Raw genomic sequence first — 21149 nt, forward strand, 5'->3', positions numbered from 1 at the left:
CGCATGGCGTTTCTCGTCGGCGCGGGATGGCGCGACGCGGCGTTGCAGGAATTTCCCGGCGACGCCTCGACGCGCCGCTATGCGCGCCTGACCCGCAAGGGCGAGACCGCCATCCTGATGGACGCGCCGGCGCGGTCCGAAGCACCGGCCTGTCCCGCCGGGGCCAGCCCCCGCGAACGCCAGGCGCTCGGTTACAACGCCGTGGCGCGTCTGGCCGGGAATAATCTCGCCGCCTTTTCCGGTATCGCTGCGGCGCTGACCGCACGCGGGTTTTCCGCGCCGCGTGTGCTTGCCGCCGACTTCAAGACCGGCTTCCTGCTGCTGGAAGATCTCGGCGATGACCTCTTCGTGCGGGCGATTGGACGGGGCGAGGCCGAAGCCCCGCTCTATGAACAGGCCGTCGATGTACTCGCCGCGCTTTACCGGTCGAGCTTCCCCGAACGCATGCGCGCGTTCTCGCAGGACTGGATCGTGTCGCCCTATGACCGGCTGGCGCTGCAGGCCGAGGCTGATCTCTTTGTCGACTGGTATGCGGACAAGCGCTCGGGCAAGCCGGTCAGCGATGCCGCGCGGACCGACTGGCATGCCGCGTGGAAACCGGCCTTCGCCGCGCTCGACGCCCATCCCAAGGGTTTGGCCCTGCGCGATTTTCACGCCGAGAATCTGCTCTGGCTGCCGGAACGGGCGGGGCCCGCGAAAGTCGGTCTCATAGACTTCCAGGACGCGCTTTTTGCGCACCCGGCCTATGACCTTGTCTCTCTGATCGAGGATGCGCGCCGTGACGTGTCACCAGACCTCGCCGCGCCCCTGAAACGACGCTTCATCGAAAAGTCTGGCCTCTCTGGCGAGGACGCGTTCGACGCCGCCTATGCCGTCACCGCGGCCCAGCGCAACGCGAAAATCCTGGGGATTTTCGTGCGGCTCGCTGAACGTGACCGGAAACCGAAATATCTCGATCTGTTGCCGCGTGTCGCCCACCATTTCGTCAATGATCTGGCCCATCCGGCGCTTGGCGACGTCCGGGCCTGGGTCGAAACCCACACGCCGGATGTTTTCGAGGAGGCGAAACGATGACCACTCCGATCCGGACCGGAATGGCGCTCGCTGCCGGGCGCGGCACGCGGATGAAACCGCTGACCGATACGCGGCCCAAGGCACTCGTTGAGGTGGGCGGCAAGACGCTGCTCGACTGGGCGCTTGACCGCTTTGCCGATGCGGGCGTGGAGAACACCGTCGTCAACATCCATCACTTCGCCGATCAGATGGAGGACCATCTTTCCCGGCGCGAAGGTGCTCCCGCAGTGACGATTTCCGACGAGCGCGATGAACTCCTCGAAACCGGGGGCGGTCTGGTCAAGGCGCTCCCGCTTCTGGGAAACGACCCGGTTTTCGTGACCAATATCGACGCGGTCTGGGTCGACGAATGGGGCAATGAACTCAAGCGTCTCGCCGCGCACTGGAACCCGGCCGAGATGGACGTGCTGCTGTTGCTCGCCCCCATTGAGCGCACATTGGGATTTGACGGGCCGGGCGACTTTTTCGTCGATCCGACAGGCGGGCTGGAATGGCGCGGCGACCGTGACAAGGCCCCTTTCGCCTATGCCGGGGCGCATATCGTCAATCCGGCCATCTTCAGGGGTGAGGCAATCCGGCGTTTCTCGCTGGTCGAGACGTGGAAAAAGCTGTCAGCGCAAGGCCGCCTGCATGGGCTGCCGATGGATTCCTTCTGGATGCATGTCGGCGACCCTGACGCGCGTGAGGCCGCCGAGGCCCATCTGAAGGCCATGCGCGCGTGAGTGCATGGGGTGATACCGGCGCGCCCCGCGTCTTCACCATGCCGCCCCAGGCAGACTTTCTGGACGCGCTTGCCCGGCACGTGCTGGCCGAATTCGGCGGTGACGACCCCGAAGCCCTGGCCGACGTCACCATCCTGACGCCGACACGGCGCGCAGGCCGCGCCCTGATGGATGCGTTTGCCCGTGCGGCCGGCCCCGATCGCGGTGCGTTGATCCTGCCCCTGATCCGGCCGATCGGCGATGTCGATGCCGACGAGCCGCCCTTCGAACCGGGCGAACTCGCCGGGATTGCACCGCCCGCCGTTGAACCGGCCCGGCGGCAATTCGAGCTGGCGCGGCTGATCCTCGCCAAGGAAGCAGCGCTGGGGCGGCGCATCGGGATTGCCGGCGCGATGGCGCTGGCCGAGCCGCTTGCCGTACTGATCGATGATCTGTGGACCGAGGAGACCGGCGACCTCGCCGCCTTCGGCGACGCGCTGCGCGCCCGCCTGCCCGGGCATTTGCAGGAATCGCTGGACTTTCTGTCCATCGTCAATCGCGCCTGGCCGCAAAGGCTCGCCGAACTGCAACTGACCGATGCCGCCCAGCGCCGGTCCGCCCTGCTCCACGCACTGGCTGACCGCTGGCGCGAGACACCGCCGGAGGGGCCGGTCATCGCTGCCGGATCGACCGGGTCCATCCCGGCCGCCGCGGAACTGATGGCGGTCGTCGCCCGCTTGCCTCAGGGGGCGGTGGTCCTGCCCGGCCTCGACCGGGGTATGGACGACAAGGCCTGGGAGAAGATCGATTCCGCCCACCCGCAATGGGCGCTGAAAGATTTCCTGGAACGCCTTGATCTTGACCGCGCCGACATTGGCGACTGGCCCGGAGCCGAAGCAGAAACCCCGGCACTGGCCCGCCAGAGGGTTATCGCTGAGGCCTTGCGTCCGGCCGAGGAAACCGCCGACTGGCTCAAGCGCATCGACGCGCTCAAGGAATGGAGTGGAGATTTCTTCGCGTCCGGGTTTTCCGGCCTCAGCCTTGTTGAAGCGCGCAATCCCGACGCGGAAGCCCGCGCCATCGCCCTGATGCTGCGCGAGACGCTGAGCCGCGATGACGAAACCGCCATGGTGGTGACGCCGGACCGGGGCCTTGCAAGGCGTATCTCCTCGGAGTTGCGGCGCTTCGGGGTCCAGCTCGACGATTCGGCGGGCACAGCGCTCACCGCGACCCTGCCAGGCGGCTTTCTGCGCCTCGTGCTCGATGTCGCCAGCGACCCCGGCTCGGCACTGGCGCTCAATGCGCTCTGGGCATCACCGCTGTTTTCGCTCGGCCGTGCGCGGGGCCCACTCAAGCGCGAGCTCGACCTGCTCGATCTCGCCTTGCGCGGGGCGCGGCCCGGCAATGATTTCGACGCCATCCGCAAACGGCTCGCCGATCCAGAGAACCGCAATGTGCGCGACCATGACCGCGCGCGGCTGACAGCACTGGCGGGTCAGATCGAAACCGCGCTTACCCCCCTGCTGACCGAGCGCACGCGCCCGGCGGCGGACTGGGCGCGCGCCCTCGCCGAAGCTGCCGAGGCGCTGGCCGCCAGCGACCGGCAGGCCGGGGCGGACCGGCTGTGGGCCGGGGAAGGCGGAGAGGCCGCTGCCACGCTGCTGCGGGAGTTCATCACCGAAGCGGAGGTGCTGCCTGATCTGACGCTGGCGGAATTCGCGGCGGCCTTCGGTGAACTGGCCGGGTCGCGGCGGGTGAGGCCGCAAGGCGATCTGCATCCGCGCCTGCGCCTGTTCGGGCCGCTTGAGGCGCGGCTGCTGACCGCCGACCGGGTCATTCTCGCCGGGTTGAATGAAGGCGTCTGGCCGGCTGGCCTGGGCAGCGATCCCTGGCTGTCGCGCGGCATGCGTGAAGAGGCCGGTCTGCCACCGCAAGAGCGCCGTTTCGGCCTGGCCGCCCATGACTTTGCCCAGCTCGCCGGAGCAAAGGAGGCGATCCTGACCCGGTCATTGAAAGCCGATGGAGCCCCCACCGTCGCCTCGCGCTGGATCTGGCGGCTGCAGACGCTGGCCCGCGGGGCGCTGGGCGAAGAGGGTGCCAAGCAGGCGCTCTCGCCTGCGCTTGACTACACCGGGCTCGCCGAAGCGCTGGATCATGCCGCTTCGGCCGCGCCGGTCGGGGAACCGTATGCAAGACCGCCTGTCGCGGCGCGGCCGAAGCGGCTGTCGGTCACCGATGTCCGCAAATGGATCCGAGACCCGTACGCCATTCATGCCCGCCATGTCCTGAAACTGGTCGCCCGGGACGATGCCGATCTGGACATCGGCCCGCGCGAGCGGGGCTCGGCGCTGCATGCCGCACTGGAAGCCTTCATCGAGGCGTATCCCGAGGGCGATTTGCCGGAAGACGCGGCGGAACGCCTGCTGGCGCTCGGTGATGCGGCGCTGGAGAAAGCCGGGTTCGATGAAGCCGCCCGCGTCGAGGAACGCGTCCGCTTTGCCCGGTCAGTGGAGATTTTTCTCGAATGGGAGGCCGGGCGGCGGCGTCAGGGTATCCGACCCGGCCCCCTCGAGATCAAGGGCGAATGGGATGTGCCCGGAACGCCCCTCACCGTGTCGGGGATCGCCGATCGTATCGATTTCAATCCGGACGGCACGTTCGATATCATCGACTACAAGACCGGCGCTCCGCCAACCAAAGCTGCGACTGCGGCCAATTATGAGCCCCAGCTACCGCTGGAAGCCGCGATGGCCGCCGCCGGTGCTTTTCCCGGTCTCGACCCCTCGGAGACATCCGGCCTCATTTATCTGCGTCTGTCAGGGGGACGATCAGCCGGGGGGGAAGCCCGGATCGATGGTCCGCCGTCGCGCGGCAAACCGCCTGTCAGCGCAATGGATTATGCCGCGCAATACGAAGACCTGTTGCGCCAGCTGATCGAGACCTATGCCGATCCGGAGATGGCCTATCGCTCGCAGCCGCGTGCGCAGTATGTCGACGAGTACGGCGACTATGACCGGCTGGCCCGGCGCAAGGAGTGGGCCGATGCCGCAACTGATGGCGAGGGAGGGGAGGCATGACCCCGGCTGAACGCGCCACGCTCGCCCAGATCCGCGCTGCCGATCCCGGTGCCCAGATCTTCGTCGAGGCCAATGCCGGGTCCGGCAAGACGCGGGTGCTGGTTGACCGGGTGGCGCGCCTGCTCCTCGCCGGGGCCGCGCCGGACAAGATACTCTGCCTGACCTACACCAAGGCCGCGGCCGGCGAGATGAAATCACGCCTGTTTGACCGCCTCGGCAGCTGGTCGGTCATGCCCGACGCGGAACTGTCCGCCATTCTGGAAAAATTCGGCGGCGGCACCGGCCCGGCCGAGCTCGCCGAAGCCCGCAAGCTCTTCGCCCTCGCGCTCGAAACGCCCGGCGGGCTGGCCGTGAAAACCATCCACGCCTTTTGCGAATCCCTGTTGCGCCGCTTCCCGCTGGAGGCCGGCGTGCCACCCGGTTTCGAGGTCGCCGACGACATTGCCACGGCCAAAGTGCTGAAGGCGGCGCGCGCCGATGTGCTGCTGGCGGTGAAGGATGACCCGGAACTCGCCGACGCGCTTGCCGTCATCGCATCCCGGGGTGCAGACCGGCTGGGAGCCGTCTTCGGCTTTGCGCGCAACAACCGGCATACGCTCGGCCCGCTGATCGCGGAGGCCGGGCTCGACGCAGTGATCGCGCGGCAATACCGCGCTTTCGGTCTTGAGCCCGGTACAAGCGCGCAGGCCTGTATGACGGCGGCGTGGGACAGGGCTCCGCAGGAGGTGCTGGTTTCGGCAGCGCAGACGCTTGACCACGCTGAAAAAGTGACCGACCGGAATCGCGGCAAGGCCATCGCGGAAGCGCTGACAGCCGCGTCGCCCGAAGCGGCCTATGCGGCCTATCTCGGGGTCTTCTTTATCGCGAAGGGTGAGGGAAACCCGCACAAGACGCTGCTGACCAAGGACTTCGCCGCCGACAATCCGGGCCTGTTTGACTTTCTGACAAGCGAGACGGACCGCATGGAGGCGGCGCGGGCGCGGGTCCGGGCTGCACAGATCGCGGAAGGCAGCGCCGCTGCCCTGCGCTTTGCCGATGCCTTCATCCGGGCCTATGCGTCGCGGCTGGAGGCCGCGCGGCGGCTGGATTTTTCGGACCTTATCGACCGCGCCGGAGCGCTGCTGCGCGACAGCGAAGCCGCCGACTGGGTGCGCTACCGCATGGATGGCGGGATTGACCACATCCTCGTTGACGAGGCGCAGGACACTGGCCCGGACCAATGGGCCGTGATCGACGCCCTGGCCGACGAATTCTTCGGTGGCGGCGATCCGGACCGCGGTATCCGGACGCTCTTCTGCGTAGGTGACGAAAAGCAATCCATATATTCCTTCCAGGGCGCGGACCCGAAAGGCTTCATCTCGCGCGGGGCGCGGCTGCTCAGCGATTCCGAACTGGCCGGTCTCGACCATGACAGCCCGCCGCTGGCCGTCTCTTTCCGTTCGGCCAGCGAAATCCTGGAGGCCGTCGACCGCGCCTTCACACCGGAACACACACTCGGTGAGGTCCGAGCTGTTTCCGGAGCACCGGAGACCAAGTTTGTCCCGCCGGGCAATGACAATGCGCCCGCCGGCGCGGCCGCGGCCTTCACCGCCGCAAGCGAAGCCTTCGCCGCCTATCGCAATCACGAAGCGGCACGCGCCGGAACACCGGGCACGATCGATATCTGGCCGCCGGTCACCGTGCCCCCGCGCCTCGAAGACGAGGACCCGACAGGGCCGGTCGACCGGGAGAGCCGGTCGAGCTCGCGCGGCACGCTCGCGCGCCTCGTCGCCGACGAGGTGGCGCGGATCCTCGCCGATGGCGATGCGGTCTGGGCTGAAGCCGAGATCGACGGCCGCAAGACATGGGTGCGCCGTCCTGCCGGACCGGGCGATATCATCATCCTGGTGCGTGAACGCACAGCGGGCTTCTTTGACGAGCTGATCCGGCAGCTGAAACTGCGTGCGATCCCCGTCGCGGGCGCCGACCAGATGGTCTTGCGCGACCAGATCGCGGCGGAGGACTTGCTCGGTGTCGCGCGCGCCGCGCTCAACCCCAATGACGATCTGGCGCTGGCCGAGGTGCTGAAATCGCCCTTCTTCCAGCCGGCGGGCGGGGAGCCGGTGTTCACCGAGGACGCCCTATTTGACCTGGCCCATGACCGTCCCGGCACGCTGTGGAGCGCGCTTGAGGACAGTTCCGACCCCCGCTTTGCCGAGGCCGCAGACGCGATGCGGGCCGCCCGTGGCCGGATCGAGACGGCCGGCGTCTATGGCTTCTTTTCGGAGTTTCTGACCGAGACCTCGGCAACCGGGGAAAGCCGGCTCAAACGCCTGTTTGCCCGCCTGGGTGAAGAGGCGCGCGACCCGGTCGAGGAATTCCTCTCCCGCGCGCTCGCCCATGAGAGCGAGGATGCGCCCTCACTCACCCGCTTTGTCGCGGCGGTGCGGGCCAATGACGGCAAGATCAAGCGCGAAATGGAAGAGGCGCGCAGCGACGTGCGGGTGATGACGGTGCACGCGTCCAAAGGCCTGGAAGCCCCGATTGTCATTCTGCCCGACACGACGCGCGCGCCGCGCAGCCGCAGCGAGGGCGGGCTGGTCCCCCATGGCGAGCTGGGCGTGCTGTGGCCGATGGGTAAGGATACCGATCCGCCCTTGCTGGCTGAATTACGGGCGCAGGGTGATGCGGCGGCGGAGGGCGAGTATACGCGGCTGCTCTATGTCGCCCTGACACGGGCGCGCGACCGCCTGCTCGTCTGCGGCTGGAAACATGGCGCGGCACCGGGGCGGATCGATGACCGCAGCTGGCATGACCGGCTGTGGACGCTCTGGAACGGAGACGGCTGGACGCCTATCGACACGCCGATCGTCGATGAGCATGGCAAGGCCTTGCACGGACGGCGCTGCGGCGAAACGCCCTACTGCCTGGGACGGACCGAGACCGTGGACCGCGAGACCGAATTGCCGGACTGGGCCCTCACCGAAGCGGCGGAAGAGCATGCCGGGCCGCGCCCGTCCGCACCCTCGCGCCTCGCAGAAGACGAGGAACCACCCGCGCTGTCGCCCCTGCTGGCCGCCGACGATCACCGATTCCGGCGTGGCAATCTGATTCACAAGCTGTTGCAGACCCTGCCCGATCTGGCCCCCGATGCGCGCGAGGCGTCAGCGCTGCGCTATCTCGAACGCCAGCCGGACCTGACGGACAGCGATGTCCGCGCGATCACAGCGGAAACGCTCCGCGTGCTCGACCATGCCGAATTCGCGCCGCTGTTCGGGCCGGGCAGCCGCGCCGAAGTCGCCATATCGGGTACGGTGGCGGGCCTGCCGGTTCGCGGTCAGATCGACCGGCTGGTGGTCACGTCCGACGCGGTTCTGATCATCGACTACAAGACCAACCGTCCGCCGCCGCACCGGGTGGAGGATGTCGCCCCGCTCTATCTGGCGCAGATGGCCGCCTACCGGGCGCTCCTGCAGGCGATTCATCCCGGCCGGCCCGTGCGCTGTGCGCTGCTGTGGACGGATGGACCGCGCCTGATGGAACTCCCGGCGGAGGCGCTGGATGCCGCACTGCCGCAGCGCCCGGCATCTTGACGCCAGCGCCACGCCTTCCTAGGTCACGGGCGATGAATTTTCCGGACCGGATGATCCCATCCGATTCGCACTCTTCAAGGAGCAGACCATGGCGACCAAAGCGGTGAGCGACGATTCGTTCGAGGCCGATGTCCTGAATGCCGACAGCCCGGTGCTGGTGGATTTCTGGGCGGAATGGTGCGGCCCGTGCAAACAGATCGCGCCCGCGCTCGACGAGCTGTCGCAGGACCTCTCCGGCGACATCACCATTGCCAAGGTCAATATCGATGAAAACCCGCAAACGCCCGGCAAATACGGTGTGCGCGGCATCCCGACGCTGATGATCTTTAAAGGGGGCGAAGTCGTCTCCACCAAGATCGGCGCGATGGCCAAGGGCAAGATCGAGGAATGGATCAAGGAAACGCTGGCAACCGCCACGGCCTGATCGCTACAACAGACGCGCGTATGACGGCCTCCGGCATCCCTGCCGGGGGCCGTTTTCATGTGCGCTGCTAACCCGGCGTCGCCTGGGGCCGGATGCCTTCGGAGAGCGCCAGCACTTCACCGGCGAGATAGAGCGAGCCGCAGATGAGGATGCGGGGCGGCGGCGTGCCTTCGGCGGCATTGCGGATTGCGGCGGAAAGACTGCCCGCCGTGACCGCATCTATCGCCTCGCCCTGTGCTGCAGAGGCAATCACGTCTGCCGGAGCCGACCCGTTGCGGCCGCTGGCGAAAGCGACCGCCACCACGCGCCGGGCCAGCCCGGCGAAGGCAGCGAGATAACCTGCCGCGTCCTTGTTCGGGGAGAAGCCGCAGACCAGCACGAGCGGGCGTGGATCGCGGGATTCAAGGTCGGCCATGGCCCGCGAGAGCGCCACGCCCGCGGCCGGATTATGCCCGCCATCAAGCCAGAGTTCCGCCCCGGCACGCGCGGCGATGTCGAAGAGCGGCCCTGATTTCAGACGTTGCAGGCGGGCCGGCCACTCAGCCCGGGTCAGTCCGTCACGGACAGCGGTCTCGGGCAGGTTCATGGCGCGTGCGGCAGCTATGGCGATGCCGGCATTGACGATCTGGTGCTCGCCGATGAGCGACGGGCGCGGCAAATCCCAGACGAGATTCTCCTCCTCATAGACGAGACGGTCATGTTCCGAATAGGCGCGATAATCCCGCCCCCAGAGCGCGGTGGGCGCGCCCACGGCCTCGGCAATTCTCAGGATCGCCTCTTCGGCCTCGGCGGGTTGGGGGCCGATTACGGCCGGGATGTGAGCTTTGAGAATGCCCGCCTTCTCCGGCGCGATCAGCGAAAGCGTATCACCGAGGAAATCCTGGTGATCGAGACTGACGGGCGTAATCGCCGTGACCACCGGTCTGGCGATGACATTGGTCGCGTCATAACGGCCGCCCAGACCGACTTCGAGGATCAGGCGGTCTGCAGGTGTTTCGGAAAAGAGGAGGAAGGCTGCCGCCGTGGTGATCTCGAAAAAAGTGATCGGCGCGCCTTTGTTGGCGGCTTCGCAGCGGGCGAAAGCGTCCAGCAAAGCGCGGTCGGAGACCATCTTGCCAGCCAGCGTGATACGCTCGTTGAAACGCACCAGGTGCGGCGAGGCATAGGCGTGGACGCGCTCGCCCCTCGCTTCGGCGATAGCTTTGAGATAGGCGCAGACCGAACCCTTGCCGTTCGTTCCGGCGACATGGGCAGTCGGCGGCAAGCGGTCCTGCGGGCGGCCCAGCGCCTCGAGCAGGCGTTCGAGCCGGCCCAGCGACAGGTCGATCTTTTTGGGATGAAGTCCGGCGAGGCGCGCCAGCGCGGCCTCGAGCCGGGAGGGCGGCAGGCTAATCGTCGTCCTCCCCGGCCCCCGCAGCAGTCAGGGCCCGGCCCTCATCAGGGCCTTCGATCATCGGCGTCGATCCGGGCCGCTTCGTCAGCGTTCGCAGGATACGCGCCAGTGTTTTGCGCAAGTCGCGGCGGTGGACGACCTTGTCGACCATGCCCTTGTCGAGGAGGTATTCGGCGCGCTGGAAACCATCGGGCAATTTCTCGCGAATGGTCGCCTCGATCACGCGCGGGCCGGCAAAGCCGATCAGCGCGCCCGGTTCGGCAATGTGGACATCGCCCAGCATGGCATAGCTCGCCGTCACCCCGCCCGTCGTCGGGTCGGTCAGCACGACGATATAGGGCAGGCCGGCGTCCTTGACGTCCTGGATGGCCAGGGTCGTGCGCGGCATCTGCATCAGGGAAAGACAGCCCTCCTGCATGCGCGCGCCACCCGCTGCCGTGAAAACGATAAAGGGCGTCTTGCGCTTCACCGCGGTTTCAGCCGCCTTGATGAAGCTCTCGCCCGCACCCATGCCCAGTGATCCGCCCATGAAGGCGAAGTCCTGGACCAGCACCGTGCTCTCCACCCCGCCGATATGGCCGACACCGATCGCCATCGCGTCTTCGCGGCCCGTCTTTTTGCGGGCGGCGGAGAGGCGCGAGGTGTAGGGCTTGTCGTCCTTGAATTTCAGCGGGTCCTTGGGAACCGGCGGCAGGTCGATTTCCGTCCACTCACCGTCGAAGGTGAATTTGAAACGCAGATCCGGCCCGATGCGCATATGGTGCCCGGCGGGCGTCACATACATGCCGGCTTCAAGGTCCTTGTTGAAGACCATCTCGCCGGAGACCGGGCATTTCACCCAGAGATTTTCCGGCGTGTCGCGCTTGGCGAACATTTTCGAGACGCCCGGAGGCGTGAGTTTCGAAATCCAGTTCATCTAGCCGTTCCGTTCTGCGCCATGTGTGGCGGCCGAGAGGCGTTTGACCAAGTCTATAGCAGCTTGTGCGCCGCCGTCATGGTTGGCGCTGACAATCGCCGAACCGACCACGACCGCGTCCGAGGCGCTGGCGATCTCCGCCGCCGCGTCCTCGGTGCGGACGCCAAAGCCGACGACGACCGGCAGGCCGGTGGCCTTGCGGACCCGCGCGACCGCCGCGCCAACATCCGTGGCTGCGCCCATCCCGGCCCCGGTCACGCCCGTGGTCGAAACATAATAGACAAAACCCGACGAGCCCTGTGCCACCGTCTTGAGCCTGTTGTCATCGGTCGTCGGCGTGGCAAGCCGGATAATGGCGATGCCCTTCTGCGACAGGGCTACACGCAGCGGCGCGTCTTCCTCGGGGGGCAGATCGACACAGATGAGACCATCCACGCCTGCGTCGCTGGCGTCGCGCGCAAAGGCATCCCAGCCATAATGGTGGATCGGATTGGCATAGCCCATGAGGACGAGCGGCGTATCGGGATGGTTTGACCGGAAGGACTTGGCGAGCGAGAGCGTGCCTTTGACCGTCATGCCGCTTTCCAGCGCGCGATTGGCGGCGGCCTGGATCGCCGGACCGTCGGCCATCGGATCGGTAAACGGCATGCCCAGCTCGATCACGTCCGCGCCCGCGCCGGGCAAGGCGTCCAGCAGCGCTTCCGTATCGCCATCGCCCGCCATGACATAGGCGACGAAACCGGCGCGATTTTCTTCGCGCAGGCGGGCGAAGGTGGAGGTAAGGCGGGAGGTCATATTCCCCCCCTCGTCCCTTCGGGACACTCCCCCCGCAAGCGGGGGGAGAAAAAAACGCGTTTTCCTCCCCCGTTTACGGGGGAGGTGCCGAGCGCAAGCGAGGCGGAGGGGGGAAGGATCACAGCTCCACCCCCAGATGACCGGCGACGGCGAAGACGTCCTTGTCGCCGCGGCCGCACATATTCATCAGTATCACGCCATCCGGACCCAGCTCCTTAGCCAGATCGCGCACGCGGGCGAGAGCGTGGGCCGGTTCAAGCGCCGGGATGATGCCTTCGAGCTTCGAGCAAAGCTGGAACATCTCCAGCGCCTCGGCGTCGGTCGCCGAGACATATTCGGCGCGTTTCGCATCGTGCAGGAAGGCGTGTTCCGGGCCGATACCGGGATAATCGAGCCCGGCGGAGATGGAATGACCCTCGACGATCTGGCCGTCATCGTCCTGGAGGAGATAGGTGCGGTTGCCATGAAGGATGCCCGGCTCGCCGCCATTAAGGCTGGCGGCATGGTCGGGCGTTTCGAGGCCCTTGCCGGCGGCTTCGACGCCAATGAGACGCACGCTCTCGTCTTCGAGGAAGGGATGGAAGAGGCCCATCGCGTTCGAGCCGCCACCGATACAGGCGACCGCCGCGTCGGGCAGGCGTCCGATCCGGTCGAGCATCTGCGCACGGGCTTCACGGCCAATCACCGATTGGAAGTCGCGGACCATCGCCGGATAGGGGTGCGGACCGGCGACCGTGCCGATGACATAGAACGTCTCGTCCGGATAGGTCACCCAGTCGCGCAGCGCCTCGTTCATCGCGTCCTTCAGCGTGCCGCGACCGCTTGTGACGGCGTGAACCTTGGCGCCGAGCAGCTTCATGCGGAAGACGTTGGGCTTCTGGCGCTCCACGTCCGTTGCGCCCATGAAGACCTCGCACGGCAGGCCGAAGCGCGCCGCGACGGTCGCCGTGGCGACGCCGTGCTGGCCCGCGCCGGTCTCGGCAATGATGCGGGTCTTGCCCATGCGTTTGGCCAGCAGGACCTGGCCGAGGCAGTTGTTGATCTTGTGCGCTCCGGTGTGATTGAGCTCGTCGCGTTTCAGCCAGATCTGCGCGCCGCCGAAATGTTCGGTCAGGCGTTCGGCGAAATAGAGCGGGCTCGGGCGGCCGACATAGTGTTTGAGGAAATCCTCGAACTCGGCCGTGAAATCCGGGTCAGCCTTCGCCGCCTCATAGGCTTTTTCCAGCGCCAGGATGTTGGGCATCAGCGTTTCGGCGACGAAACGCCCGCCATAGGCCCCGAACAGGCCCTTCGCGTCCGGCCAGCTGGAATACGTGTTGGGCTTGGTCATGGCATTGCCCCCCACCCCGGCCCTCCCCCAGGGGGGAGGGAGAAGGGTGTGCGATTCCCTCCCCCCTGGGGGAGGGAGAAGGGTGTGCGATTCCCTCCCCTTGAGGGGAGGGTAGGGGTGGGGTGTCTTTTCAACATGCGACCGCGTCCATGAAAGCCCTGATCCGGTCCTTATCCTTCACGCCCGGCGCGCTTTCTACACCGGAGGACACATCCACCGCGCCTGCGCCGGAGGCTGCGATGGTGCCGCGGACATTGGCGGGCGTCAGTCCACCGGAGAGAATCCAGGGCACGCCGAGGTCGAGACCGGCGAGCAGGCCATAGTCATAACCTTCGCCCCAGCCCCCCGGACGCGAGGCCCCGGCGGGCGGTTTCGCATCAAAGAGGATCATGTCGGCGCTGCTGTCATAGGTGCGGGCGGCGTCGAGATCAGCGGCTTCGGCGACGGGGAGGGCCTTGATGATACCGCGCCTGGCATAGGTCTTGGCTGCGCGGACCCGGTCCGGGCTTTCCGAGCCATGCAGCTGGATCCAGTCGGGCCGCATTTGCCGCTGGATATCGGATAGCAGTGCATCATCGGCATCGACCGTAACGGCCACGGTCGCGGCGCGGCCGGCGGCGCGCGCGGCCAGCTCTGCGGCCCTTGCCGGATCAAGGTGGCGGGGGCTGGGCTCAAAGATCACAAAGCCGATCCAGCGCGCGCCCGCAGCGAGTGCCGCATCAACGGTTTCGGGTGTGGTCAGTCCGCAGATTTTGACATCGGCCGGCATGGTGGATCCCCAAAAGCAAAAGGCGGGGCTCAAGGCCCCGCCCTCACCATGAGTGGAGATAGTCCGCTCAGCCCTTCTTGAGAAGGTCGCGGATTTCTTCCAGCAGCTCTTCGTTGCGCGGCTTGGCCGGCGGAGCTTCAGGCGTGTCGTCAGCCTTCTTCTCCTGCATCTTGTTCATGCCCTGGATCATGATGAAGAGCGCGAACGCCAGGATGACGAAAGCAATGACATTGTTGATGAAGAGGCCGTAATTGATCGTCGCGGCACCCGCCTCCTGGGCGGCTTCCAGTGTCGCGTATTCGGCGTCGCCCAGGGTGATGAACAGGTTGGTGAAGTCCACGCCGCCCAAAAGCAGGCCCAGTGGCGGCATCAGGATATCATCGACAAAAGATTTGACGATAGTGGAGAACGCCCCGCCCAGAATGAAGCCGACCGCGAGATCGACGACGTTGCCGCGCATGGCGAATTTCTTGAATTCATTGAACATGGATAGCCCTTCCCGGTTGGTGTTCCCGGAAAAAGCCTAGACCCGCTGTCAGGCGGAGGGAAGCCCTATCCCTTGCGCGACGCGTCGACGCGTTCGCGCAATTCCTTGCCGGTCTTGAAGAAGGGCACGTATTTGTCCCGCACGGCAACGGCATCGCCAGTGCGCGGATTGCGCCCGTCCCGGGCTGGCCTGTGCCGCACGGAGAAAGCCCCGAAGCCGCGAAGCTCGACCCGGTCGCCGCGCGAGAGCGCATTGGTGATCTCGTCGAACACGGCGTTGACGACGCGTTCCACGTCGCGCTGGAAGAGGTGGGGATTGGCTTCCGCAAGCTGGGTGATGAGTTCGGACTTGATCATCGGCTGATGTCTCCCTGCCAAGCGGACCGGGAGATTGCCCCCCTTGAACCGCTCCGTCAATGCGCCACCTTGAATTGTCTTCGAAAAAAAGGCCGGACACGCGATGCGCATCCGGCCCTTCAAGCTCTGGAAGAGGCCCGGGACTAGCCCTTGGCTCCTGCCTTCACCGCGTCGCGGACTTCGGCGACCTTGGCACTTTTCACGATCTCGATGCCATGCTCTTCAGCATAGGCGACCAGGTCGGCCTTGGTCATCTTGTCGAAGTCCGGCGCGTCATCGGACGCGGCGGCTTTTTCGACTTTCTTGTCGACCATTTTCTCGGCTTCGCCCGAACCGGTTGCGGTGGCGGACTTGTCCGATTTCTTCGGCTCGGTCTTGGCTTCGCCGCGTTCCTTCAGGGCCGCGCCGAGAATGTCGCCCAGCGAGGCACCCGCGTCGGAGGAACCGTACTGTTCGACGGCTTCCTTCTCTTCGGCGATTTCCAGCGCCTTGATCGACATCGACACACGGCGGGCCGCCTTGTCGATATTGGTGATGCGGGCATCGACCTTGTCGCCGACGGCGAAGCGCTCGGGGCGCTGGTCGCCGCGGTCGCGGGCGAGGTCCGACTTGCGGATGAAGGCTTTCATCTGCGCGTCGCCTTCACCGAAGCTGACTTCGATGCCGCCCGTGGTGATTTCGGTCACGGTCGCAGTGACGGTTTCGCCCCGGCGTGCACCGGAGGAGTCCATCGGATCGCCGTCAAGCTGCTTCACACCGAGGGAGACGCGCTCCTTCTCGGCGTCGATGTCGAGCACCTTGGCTTCGATGACGTCACCCTTGTTGTAGTCCTTGACCGCATCGTCGCCGGACCGGTTCCAGTCCAGGTCGGAGAGGTGGACCATGCCGTCGATTTCGTCGTCGATACCGACGAAGAGGCCGAATTCGGTGATGTTCTTGATCTCGCCCTTGATGACCGAGCCTACGGGATAGTTGTCGGCCAGGGTTTCCCACGGATTGCCCTGGGTCTGCTTGATACCCAGCGAGATGCGGCGCTTGTCCGGATCCACGTCGAGCACCATGACCTCGACCTCTTCGGAGGTGGAGACGATCTTGCCCGGATGGATGTTCTTCTTGGTCCAGGACATTTCGGAGACGTGGACCAGGCCTTCCACGCCCGGCTCCAGTTCCACGAAGGCCCCGTATTCGGCGATATTGGTGACACGGCCCTTGAAGGTCGCGCCGACCGGGTATTTCGCCGCAACGCCTTCCCACGGATCGGACATGAGCTGTTTCATGCCGAGCGAGATGCGCTGGGTTTCCGGATTGATCTTGATGATCTGGACGTTGACCGTCTGGCCGACTTCCACCACTTCGCTCGGGTGGCCAACGCGGCTCCAGGACATGTCAGTGACGTGCAGCAGGCCGTCAATGCCGCCGAGGTCAACGAACGCACCGTAATCGGTGATGTTCTTGACGATACCTTCGCGTGCTTCGCCCTCGGCCAGCTGACCGACGAGTTCCGCCCGCTGTTCGGCGCGGGATTCTTCCAGGACAGCCCGGCGGGAGACAACGATATTGCCGCGCGGACGGTCCATTTTCAGGACCGCGAAAGGCTGTTCCATATTCATCAGCGGCGCGACGTCGCGCACCGGACGGATATCGACCTGCGAGCCCGGCAGGAAGGCCGAAGCCCCGCCCAGATCGACGGTGAAACCGCCCTTGACCCGGCCGACGATGGCACCGTTGACCGGTTCCTTGGCCTCGAAAGCCTTTTCCAGCTTGTCCCAGCTTTCCTCGCGGCGCGCCTTGTCGCGCGAGATGACAGCTTCACCGAGCGCATTCTCGATGCGCTCCAGGTAAACCTCGACCTCGTCGCCGGCTTTGGGGGCGGTGGAGCCCGGTCCGGTGAATTCGCGCAGGGAAATGCGGCCTTCGGTCTTCAGGCCCACATCAACGGTCACAAAATCGTTTTCGACCGCGGTGACGCGGCCCTTGATGACCGAGCCCTCGGCAAGGTCACGCCCGGCAAAGCTGGCTTCCAGCATCTGGGCGAAATCGTCGCGCGAGGGCGACGCGGTATCGGTATTCGTCATGTCGGGAGATACTCCAGGGGTAGTCCGTTATATTCCGGCCGGCCGGTTGGTTCCGGCGGTCTTGCCGCTGTCATTTCAAAGCGGACCCGGTCATCGGGCATGCCGCTTCACGAAAAAAGCGGCCGGAATGGTTTCAACAATGGACCCTGTCCCTTCAAAGCCATGCGTACCCCGTCAGGGCGGTTTCACCCCTTCGTGGTACGGACAGCCCGTCTGTCAGGAACAGCGCCCGGCTAAGCGACCGGTTTGGCTCCGGTCCGTTCCGAGACGATCCGGACGGCCTTGCCGATCGCGGCGTCTATACTCAACTGGCTTGTATCCAGCAAGACCGCATCGCTGGCCGGTTTCATCGGCGCGGTCTCGCGGCCGGCGTCACGAGCATCCCGTTCGGCGAGTTGGCGGACGATGGTGTCGAGCGCCACATCCTCACCGCGCGCCTGCAATTCTCGCCAGCGCCGCTCGGCGCGAATGCCCGGTTCGGCATCGACGAACAGCTTCACATCCGCGTCCGGACAGATGACCGTGCCGATATCGCGCCCGTCCAGAACCGCGCCGCCGTCCTGCGCGGCAAAACGGCGCTGCAGGTCGAACAGGGCCTGGCGCACTGCCGGGTGGGCCGAAACCCGCGAGGCCGCCGCTCCGGCCGTGGCGGTACGTATCTTCGCATCATCAATCGTGGCCGGGTCGAGCTCAGAGGCGATGCGCGCCGCAAATTCGGCATCGCCGGGATCACCTCCGGCTTCAAGAACCGCGACCGCGACACCGCGATAGAGCGCGCCGGTATCGAGCACCGGCAGGCCGAAGGCTTTCGCCAGCGCCTGCGCGATCGTGCCTTTACCCGAGGCAAGCGTTCCGTCCACGGCAATGATCACAGCGTTTCCACCCTGGCCCCGAGCCTGCGCATGTCCGCAGCAAAGCCGGGATAGCTGGTCGCGATCATGCGCGCATCGTCGATTGTCACCGGCTGGCGCGCGGCCATGCCCATGACCAGCGCCGCCATGGCGATACGGTGGTCGCCCTGGGTTTCAATCGTCGCGCCACCCGGAACCCCGCCGGGGCCACGGCCCTCGATCAGCAGGTCATCGCCCTCGATGGCCGCCTTGACGCCATTGGCCGTCAGGAGGGCGGCGGTGGCGGCCAGCCGGTCGCTTTCCTTGGCGCGCAGCTCAGCAAGACCCCGCAAGCGCGTCGGCCCGTCGGCGAAGGCCGCGGCGACGGCGAGGACCGGGTATTCGTCGATCAGGCTGGGCGCGACTTCGGCTTCCAGGTCGATTCCGTGCAGAAGCGACGCGGTGATCTCTAGATCGATCAGCGCTTCACCGGCGGCGTGACCGGACGGCGTATCGCTCAGCTCTGCGCCCATGCGTTCGAGCACGGCGTAAAGGCCGGAGCGGGCCGGATTGTCCATGACGCCCGCGATCGTGATCTCGGAGCCCGGCACAATGAGGGCTGCGACACAGGCGAAGGCCGCCGAAGAGGGGTCGCCTGGGACAGTTATATCCGCACCCTTGAGGGCTTGCGGTCCGGGTAGGCGTATCACGGTCAGCCCGTCTTCGGCGGTGACGCTGATCCGGCCGCCAAAGAGCGGCAGCATGCGTTCGGTATGGTCGCGGGTCGGCTCGGCCTCGCGCACGGTGACGCCGCCCTCAGCGCCGAGACCGGCGAGCAGCAGTGCGGATTTCACCTGCGCGCTCGCCACCGGCAGCGTGTAATCAATGGCGGCGAGGTCCGCGCCCGACACCTCCACCGGCAGGTGACCGTCATTGGCCCGCACCACGGCCCCCATCTTCGCCAGAGGATTGAGGACACGCGCCATCGGGCGAACCGAGAGACTTTCGTCGCCAACGAGGCGCGCCGATCCGCCCGCGCCGGCAATCGCGCCCATCATCAGGCGTGCGCCGGTCCCCGAATTGCCGAAATCGAGGGTTTCGCGATCATTGCGGAACTCTCCGCCCGTGCCCGATACCGACCAGATGCCATCCGCCTCGCGCGTGACCGCTGCGCCCATGGCGCGGACCGCATCGGCCGTGGCCAGCACATCCGCACTTTCAAGCAGACCGGTTATGCGTGTGCGGCCTTCGGCCAGCGCACCGAGGATCAGCGCGCGGTGAGAGACCGACTTGTCGCCAGGCGCGCCCAGCACGCCCTGCAAGGCGTGGCCGGGCCGCGTGCGCAGCGATTGCGGAGAAGAGGTTGACGGGACGGTCATTGCGCGAAATATGCCATCGGAAACTGATGTGCTCTTGGGGTTTTGACAGCGCCGCGCTGACGTGGCAACGGGGCGCGCGAAAACCGGCCTTTATTCAAGTGGGGGTGACCCGTGGCTAAACCTGATCTCGGCAACAAGCGGATTTGCCCCGAAAGCGGCAAGAAGTTCTACGATCTGAACAAGGATCCGATCGTCTCTCCCTTCACCGGCAAGGAATACCCGCGCTCCTTCTTCGAGGACGGTGCCACACCGCCCAAGGCCTCCAAGGCGGACCTGAAGGACGACGACAAGGAAGACGCGGCCGACGACGCGGAAACCACCGACGAGGATGATGACGAGGACGATACCAGTCCTGACGATCCGCGCGAGCTGGACGAAGAGGCCGCCGCCGCGACCATCCCCGCCACGGACGATGACGACGACGATTCGGACGGCGAGGATGTCGACGATCTGCCCGATGACGACGACGATGATGACGACATTCTCCTCGAGGATGACGAGGATGATGACGACTTCGATCTCGACGATGACGAGGACGACGATCTCTAGTCACATAACCGCTTGATCGCGGCGCGGGCTTTGACTAGGTTCCGCGCCTCGCAGCCGGAGCACCCATGTCCGGCGGCACGAAAGATGGGGCCATAGCTCAGTTGGGAGAGCGCTTGCATGGCATGCAAGAGGTCGTCGGTTCGATTCCGACTGGCTCCACCATTTCAAGCCGATCTGCCGGAGGCAGAAAAATCGATCCAGTGAATCGATTTTAGGCGCGAAATGCCCCGGCAGGGGCCTTCGCCTCCGGCTTCGGATGGCTTCGCCGTCCTGAAGACGGCACAGGCGAAGAGATGCCCGACTAGGCGCTAAACCCTCACCGTGCGGAAAGTCAGTGAGACGCGGCGGGTTCTGGGCCGGCGCACACCCTCTATCAGGTCAGACTTTCGGGCCGGGATCGCATGGGTCCAGTCATGGCGCGCGGCACCGGACAGGACCAGCAGCGAGCGCGGCTCGAGAATGTGGTTCGCGACTTCCCCTGTGCCGCGGTGCCGGAACACCATTTGCGCACGCCCGCCCAGACTCAGCGACGCGATGACCGGGCCAAAACAGGGCTTGCAATCGATATGGGCCGAGATGCCTTGCCCGGGCAGATACTCATTGACGATCACCTGGTCGGGTTCCCGGTCAAAACCGCCCGCCCTGCAAACTGACGCGGCCAGCGGCAGAAGCCAGTCCGGCAGCGGGCCGAGCCGCATGCTCCGGTCGATGGCCCGCGCCCGGTAATCATACCGCCAGCCATAGTGCTGGACCCGGCGCTTCAGATCGGATTGCCACGAATTGCCATCTATCGCGGCGAGCAAGCGTGCCGCGACTGTCTCGGTGACGAAGTGCGGGATGAACCGCGCGCCGGGCGGAAGTGATTGCGCTTGCATAACTCCGTCGTCTCAAGGGCCGAATTGCACAAGGCGTACCGACCCGGAAACGGGCAACACTTTAAGCCGCGTCGGTGTCGACCTCACCGCCCAGAACCGCGATGAGGGCGTCCTCGTCGGGCGCGCTGCGCAGGCGTTCGCGCATGTCTTCACGGCGCAGAAGGCGCGACACGCGGGCGAGCGCTTTCAGGTGTTCGGCGTTGGAGCTTTCCGGAGCCAGCAGCATGAAGATCAAATCGACAGGCTTGGCGTCCACCGCGTCGAAATCGACCGGATTGCGCAGGCGCGCAAAGACGCCATAGACGCGGTCAATCCCGTCAATGCGGGCGTGCGGAATGGCGACGCCATGGCCGACACCGGTCGAGCCGAGGCGCTCGCGCTCGAGCACGCGCTCGAGGATGTCGCGGGCCTTCACCGGGGCATATTTCGCGGCAATTTCCGAGAGAGCCTGGAGCGCCTGTTTGCGGCTCGACACGGCCAGGTCGGAATTCACCCCGTCGTCGGGAAGCAGATCGGATAACGCCATCATGTCACGGTTTCTTCTGGC

At 66.0% G+C, this 21149-nt stretch carries 18 protein-coding genes and 1 tRNA gene; 7 read left to right on the forward strand and 12 right to left on the reverse strand.

All coding sequences use genetic code 11. The annotated features are described in order from the left end of the window. Positions 1-3: 3 nt before the first annotated feature. The 5 genes from V0U35_RS00810 to trxA all read left to right on the forward strand — a co-directional run bounded on the left by V0U35_RS00810 (position 4) and on the right by trxA (position 8848). Complete coding sequence (locus V0U35_RS00810; protein WP_330194743.1) at positions 4-1074, forward strand: aminoglycoside phosphotransferase family protein; 1071 nt, start codon at positions 4-6, stop codon at positions 1072-1074. Beyond that, positions 1071-1796 carry a nucleotidyltransferase family protein gene (locus V0U35_RS00815; protein WP_330194744.1) on the forward strand — a complete coding sequence of 242 codons (726 nt, stop codon included), beginning with the start codon at positions 1071-1073 and terminating at the stop codon, positions 1794-1796. The genes V0U35_RS00810 and V0U35_RS00815 overlap by 4 nt, the downstream gene beginning before the upstream one ends. Then, a complete protein-coding gene (gene addB / locus V0U35_RS00820) occupies positions 1793-4852 on the forward strand; it encodes a double-strand break repair protein AddB (protein WP_330194745.1) in 3060 nt (1019 codons plus the stop codon). The genes V0U35_RS00815 and addB overlap by 4 nt, the downstream gene beginning before the upstream one ends. Further along, positions 4849-8424 carry a UvrD-helicase domain-containing protein gene (locus V0U35_RS00825; protein ID WP_330194746.1) on the forward strand — a complete coding sequence of 1192 codons (3576 nt, stop codon included), beginning with the start codon at positions 4849-4851 and terminating at the stop codon, positions 8422-8424. Before addB ends, V0U35_RS00825 begins: the two co-directional genes overlap by 4 nt. Positions 8425-8512: 88 nt before the next feature. After that, positions 8513-8848 (forward strand): thioredoxin TrxA, encoded by a 336-nt coding sequence (gene trxA / locus V0U35_RS00830; protein WP_330194747.1) that lies wholly within the window; start codon positions 8513-8515, stop codon positions 8846-8848. Positions 8849-8915: 67 nt separating this feature from the next. On the opposite strand, the gene V0U35_RS00835 is transcribed toward trxA, so the two are convergent. The 10 genes from V0U35_RS00835 to aroA all read right to left on the reverse strand — a co-directional run bounded on the left by V0U35_RS00835 (position 8916) and on the right by aroA (position 19178). Beyond that, the gene (locus tag V0U35_RS00835) at positions 8916-10241 is read right to left on the reverse strand and encodes a bifunctional folylpolyglutamate synthase/dihydrofolate synthase (RefSeq protein WP_373696353.1); all 1326 of its coding nucleotides are present in this window, start codon (positions 10239-10241) and stop codon (positions 8916-8918) included. After that, the gene (gene accD, locus V0U35_RS00840) at positions 10237-11157 is read right to left on the reverse strand and encodes an acetyl-CoA carboxylase, carboxyltransferase subunit beta (protein WP_330194748.1); all 921 of its coding nucleotides are present in this window, start codon (positions 11155-11157) and stop codon (positions 10237-10239) included. The genes V0U35_RS00835 and accD overlap by 5 nt, the downstream gene beginning before the upstream one ends. After that, a complete protein-coding gene (trpA, locus tag V0U35_RS00845; RefSeq protein WP_330194749.1) occupies positions 11158-11952 on the reverse strand; it encodes a tryptophan synthase subunit alpha in 795 nt (264 codons plus the stop codon). A 118-nt stretch (positions 11953-12070) separates the two neighbouring features. Beyond that, the gene (gene trpB, locus V0U35_RS00850; protein ID WP_330194750.1) at positions 12071-13282 is read right to left on the reverse strand and encodes a tryptophan synthase subunit beta; all 1212 of its coding nucleotides are present in this window, start codon (positions 13280-13282) and stop codon (positions 12071-12073) included. Positions 13283-13412: 130 nt separating this feature from the next. Continuing rightward, positions 13413-14051 (reverse strand): phosphoribosylanthranilate isomerase, encoded by a 639-nt coding sequence (locus tag V0U35_RS00855; RefSeq protein WP_330194751.1) that lies wholly within the window; start codon positions 14049-14051, stop codon positions 13413-13415. Positions 14052-14118: 67 nt separating this feature from the next. Beyond that, a complete protein-coding gene (gene mscL, locus V0U35_RS00860; protein ID WP_330194752.1) occupies positions 14119-14538 on the reverse strand; it encodes a large conductance mechanosensitive channel protein MscL in 420 nt (139 codons plus the stop codon). A gap of 65 nt (positions 14539-14603) precedes the next feature. Beyond that, positions 14604-14894: an integration host factor subunit beta gene (locus V0U35_RS00865; protein ID WP_330194753.1), complete on the reverse strand. Its 291-nt coding sequence runs from the start codon at positions 14892-14894 to the stop codon at positions 14604-14606. Between the two features lie 143 nt (positions 14895-15037). Then, a complete protein-coding gene (rpsA, locus tag V0U35_RS00870) occupies positions 15038-16969 on the reverse strand; it encodes a 30S ribosomal protein S1 (RefSeq protein ID WP_330194754.1) in 1932 nt (643 codons plus the stop codon). 233 nt (positions 16970-17202) lie between these two features. After that, positions 17203-17829: a (d)CMP kinase gene (cmk, locus tag V0U35_RS00875; protein ID WP_330194755.1), complete on the reverse strand. Its 627-nt coding sequence runs from the start codon at positions 17827-17829 to the stop codon at positions 17203-17205. An 8-nt stretch (positions 17830-17837) separates the two neighbouring features. Then, complete coding sequence (gene aroA, locus V0U35_RS00880; RefSeq protein WP_330194756.1) at positions 17838-19178, reverse strand: 3-phosphoshikimate 1-carboxyvinyltransferase; 1341 nt, start codon at positions 19176-19178, stop codon at positions 17838-17840. Between the two features lie 111 nt (positions 19179-19289). On the opposite strand from aroA, the gene V0U35_RS00885 reads away from it, so the two are divergent. After that, the gene (locus tag V0U35_RS00885; RefSeq protein WP_330194757.1) at positions 19290-19727 is read left to right on the forward strand and encodes a TIGR02300 family protein; all 438 of its coding nucleotides are present in this window, start codon (positions 19290-19292) and stop codon (positions 19725-19727) included. Between the two features lie 86 nt (positions 19728-19813). Further along, positions 19814-19889 (forward strand) — tRNA-Ala (locus V0U35_RS00890). Positions 19890-20035: 146 nt separating this feature from the next. On the opposite strand, the gene V0U35_RS00895 is transcribed toward V0U35_RS00890, so the two are convergent. Both V0U35_RS00895 and ptsN read right to left on the reverse strand, forming a co-directional pair. Next, the gene (locus tag V0U35_RS00895) at positions 20036-20602 is read right to left on the reverse strand and encodes an alpha-ketoglutarate-dependent dioxygenase AlkB (RefSeq protein ID WP_330194758.1); all 567 of its coding nucleotides are present in this window, start codon (positions 20600-20602) and stop codon (positions 20036-20038) included. A gap of 61 nt (positions 20603-20663) precedes the next feature. Next, positions 20664-21131 (reverse strand): PTS IIA-like nitrogen regulatory protein PtsN, encoded by a 468-nt coding sequence (ptsN, locus tag V0U35_RS00900; protein WP_330194759.1) that lies wholly within the window; start codon positions 21129-21131, stop codon positions 20664-20666. Positions 21132-21149: the final 18 nt, after the last annotated feature.

This window comes from Hyphobacterium marinum (assembly GCF_036330325.1).
GTDB classification, from domain to species: Bacteria; Pseudomonadota; Alphaproteobacteria; order Caulobacterales; family Maricaulaceae; genus Hyphobacterium; species Hyphobacterium marinum.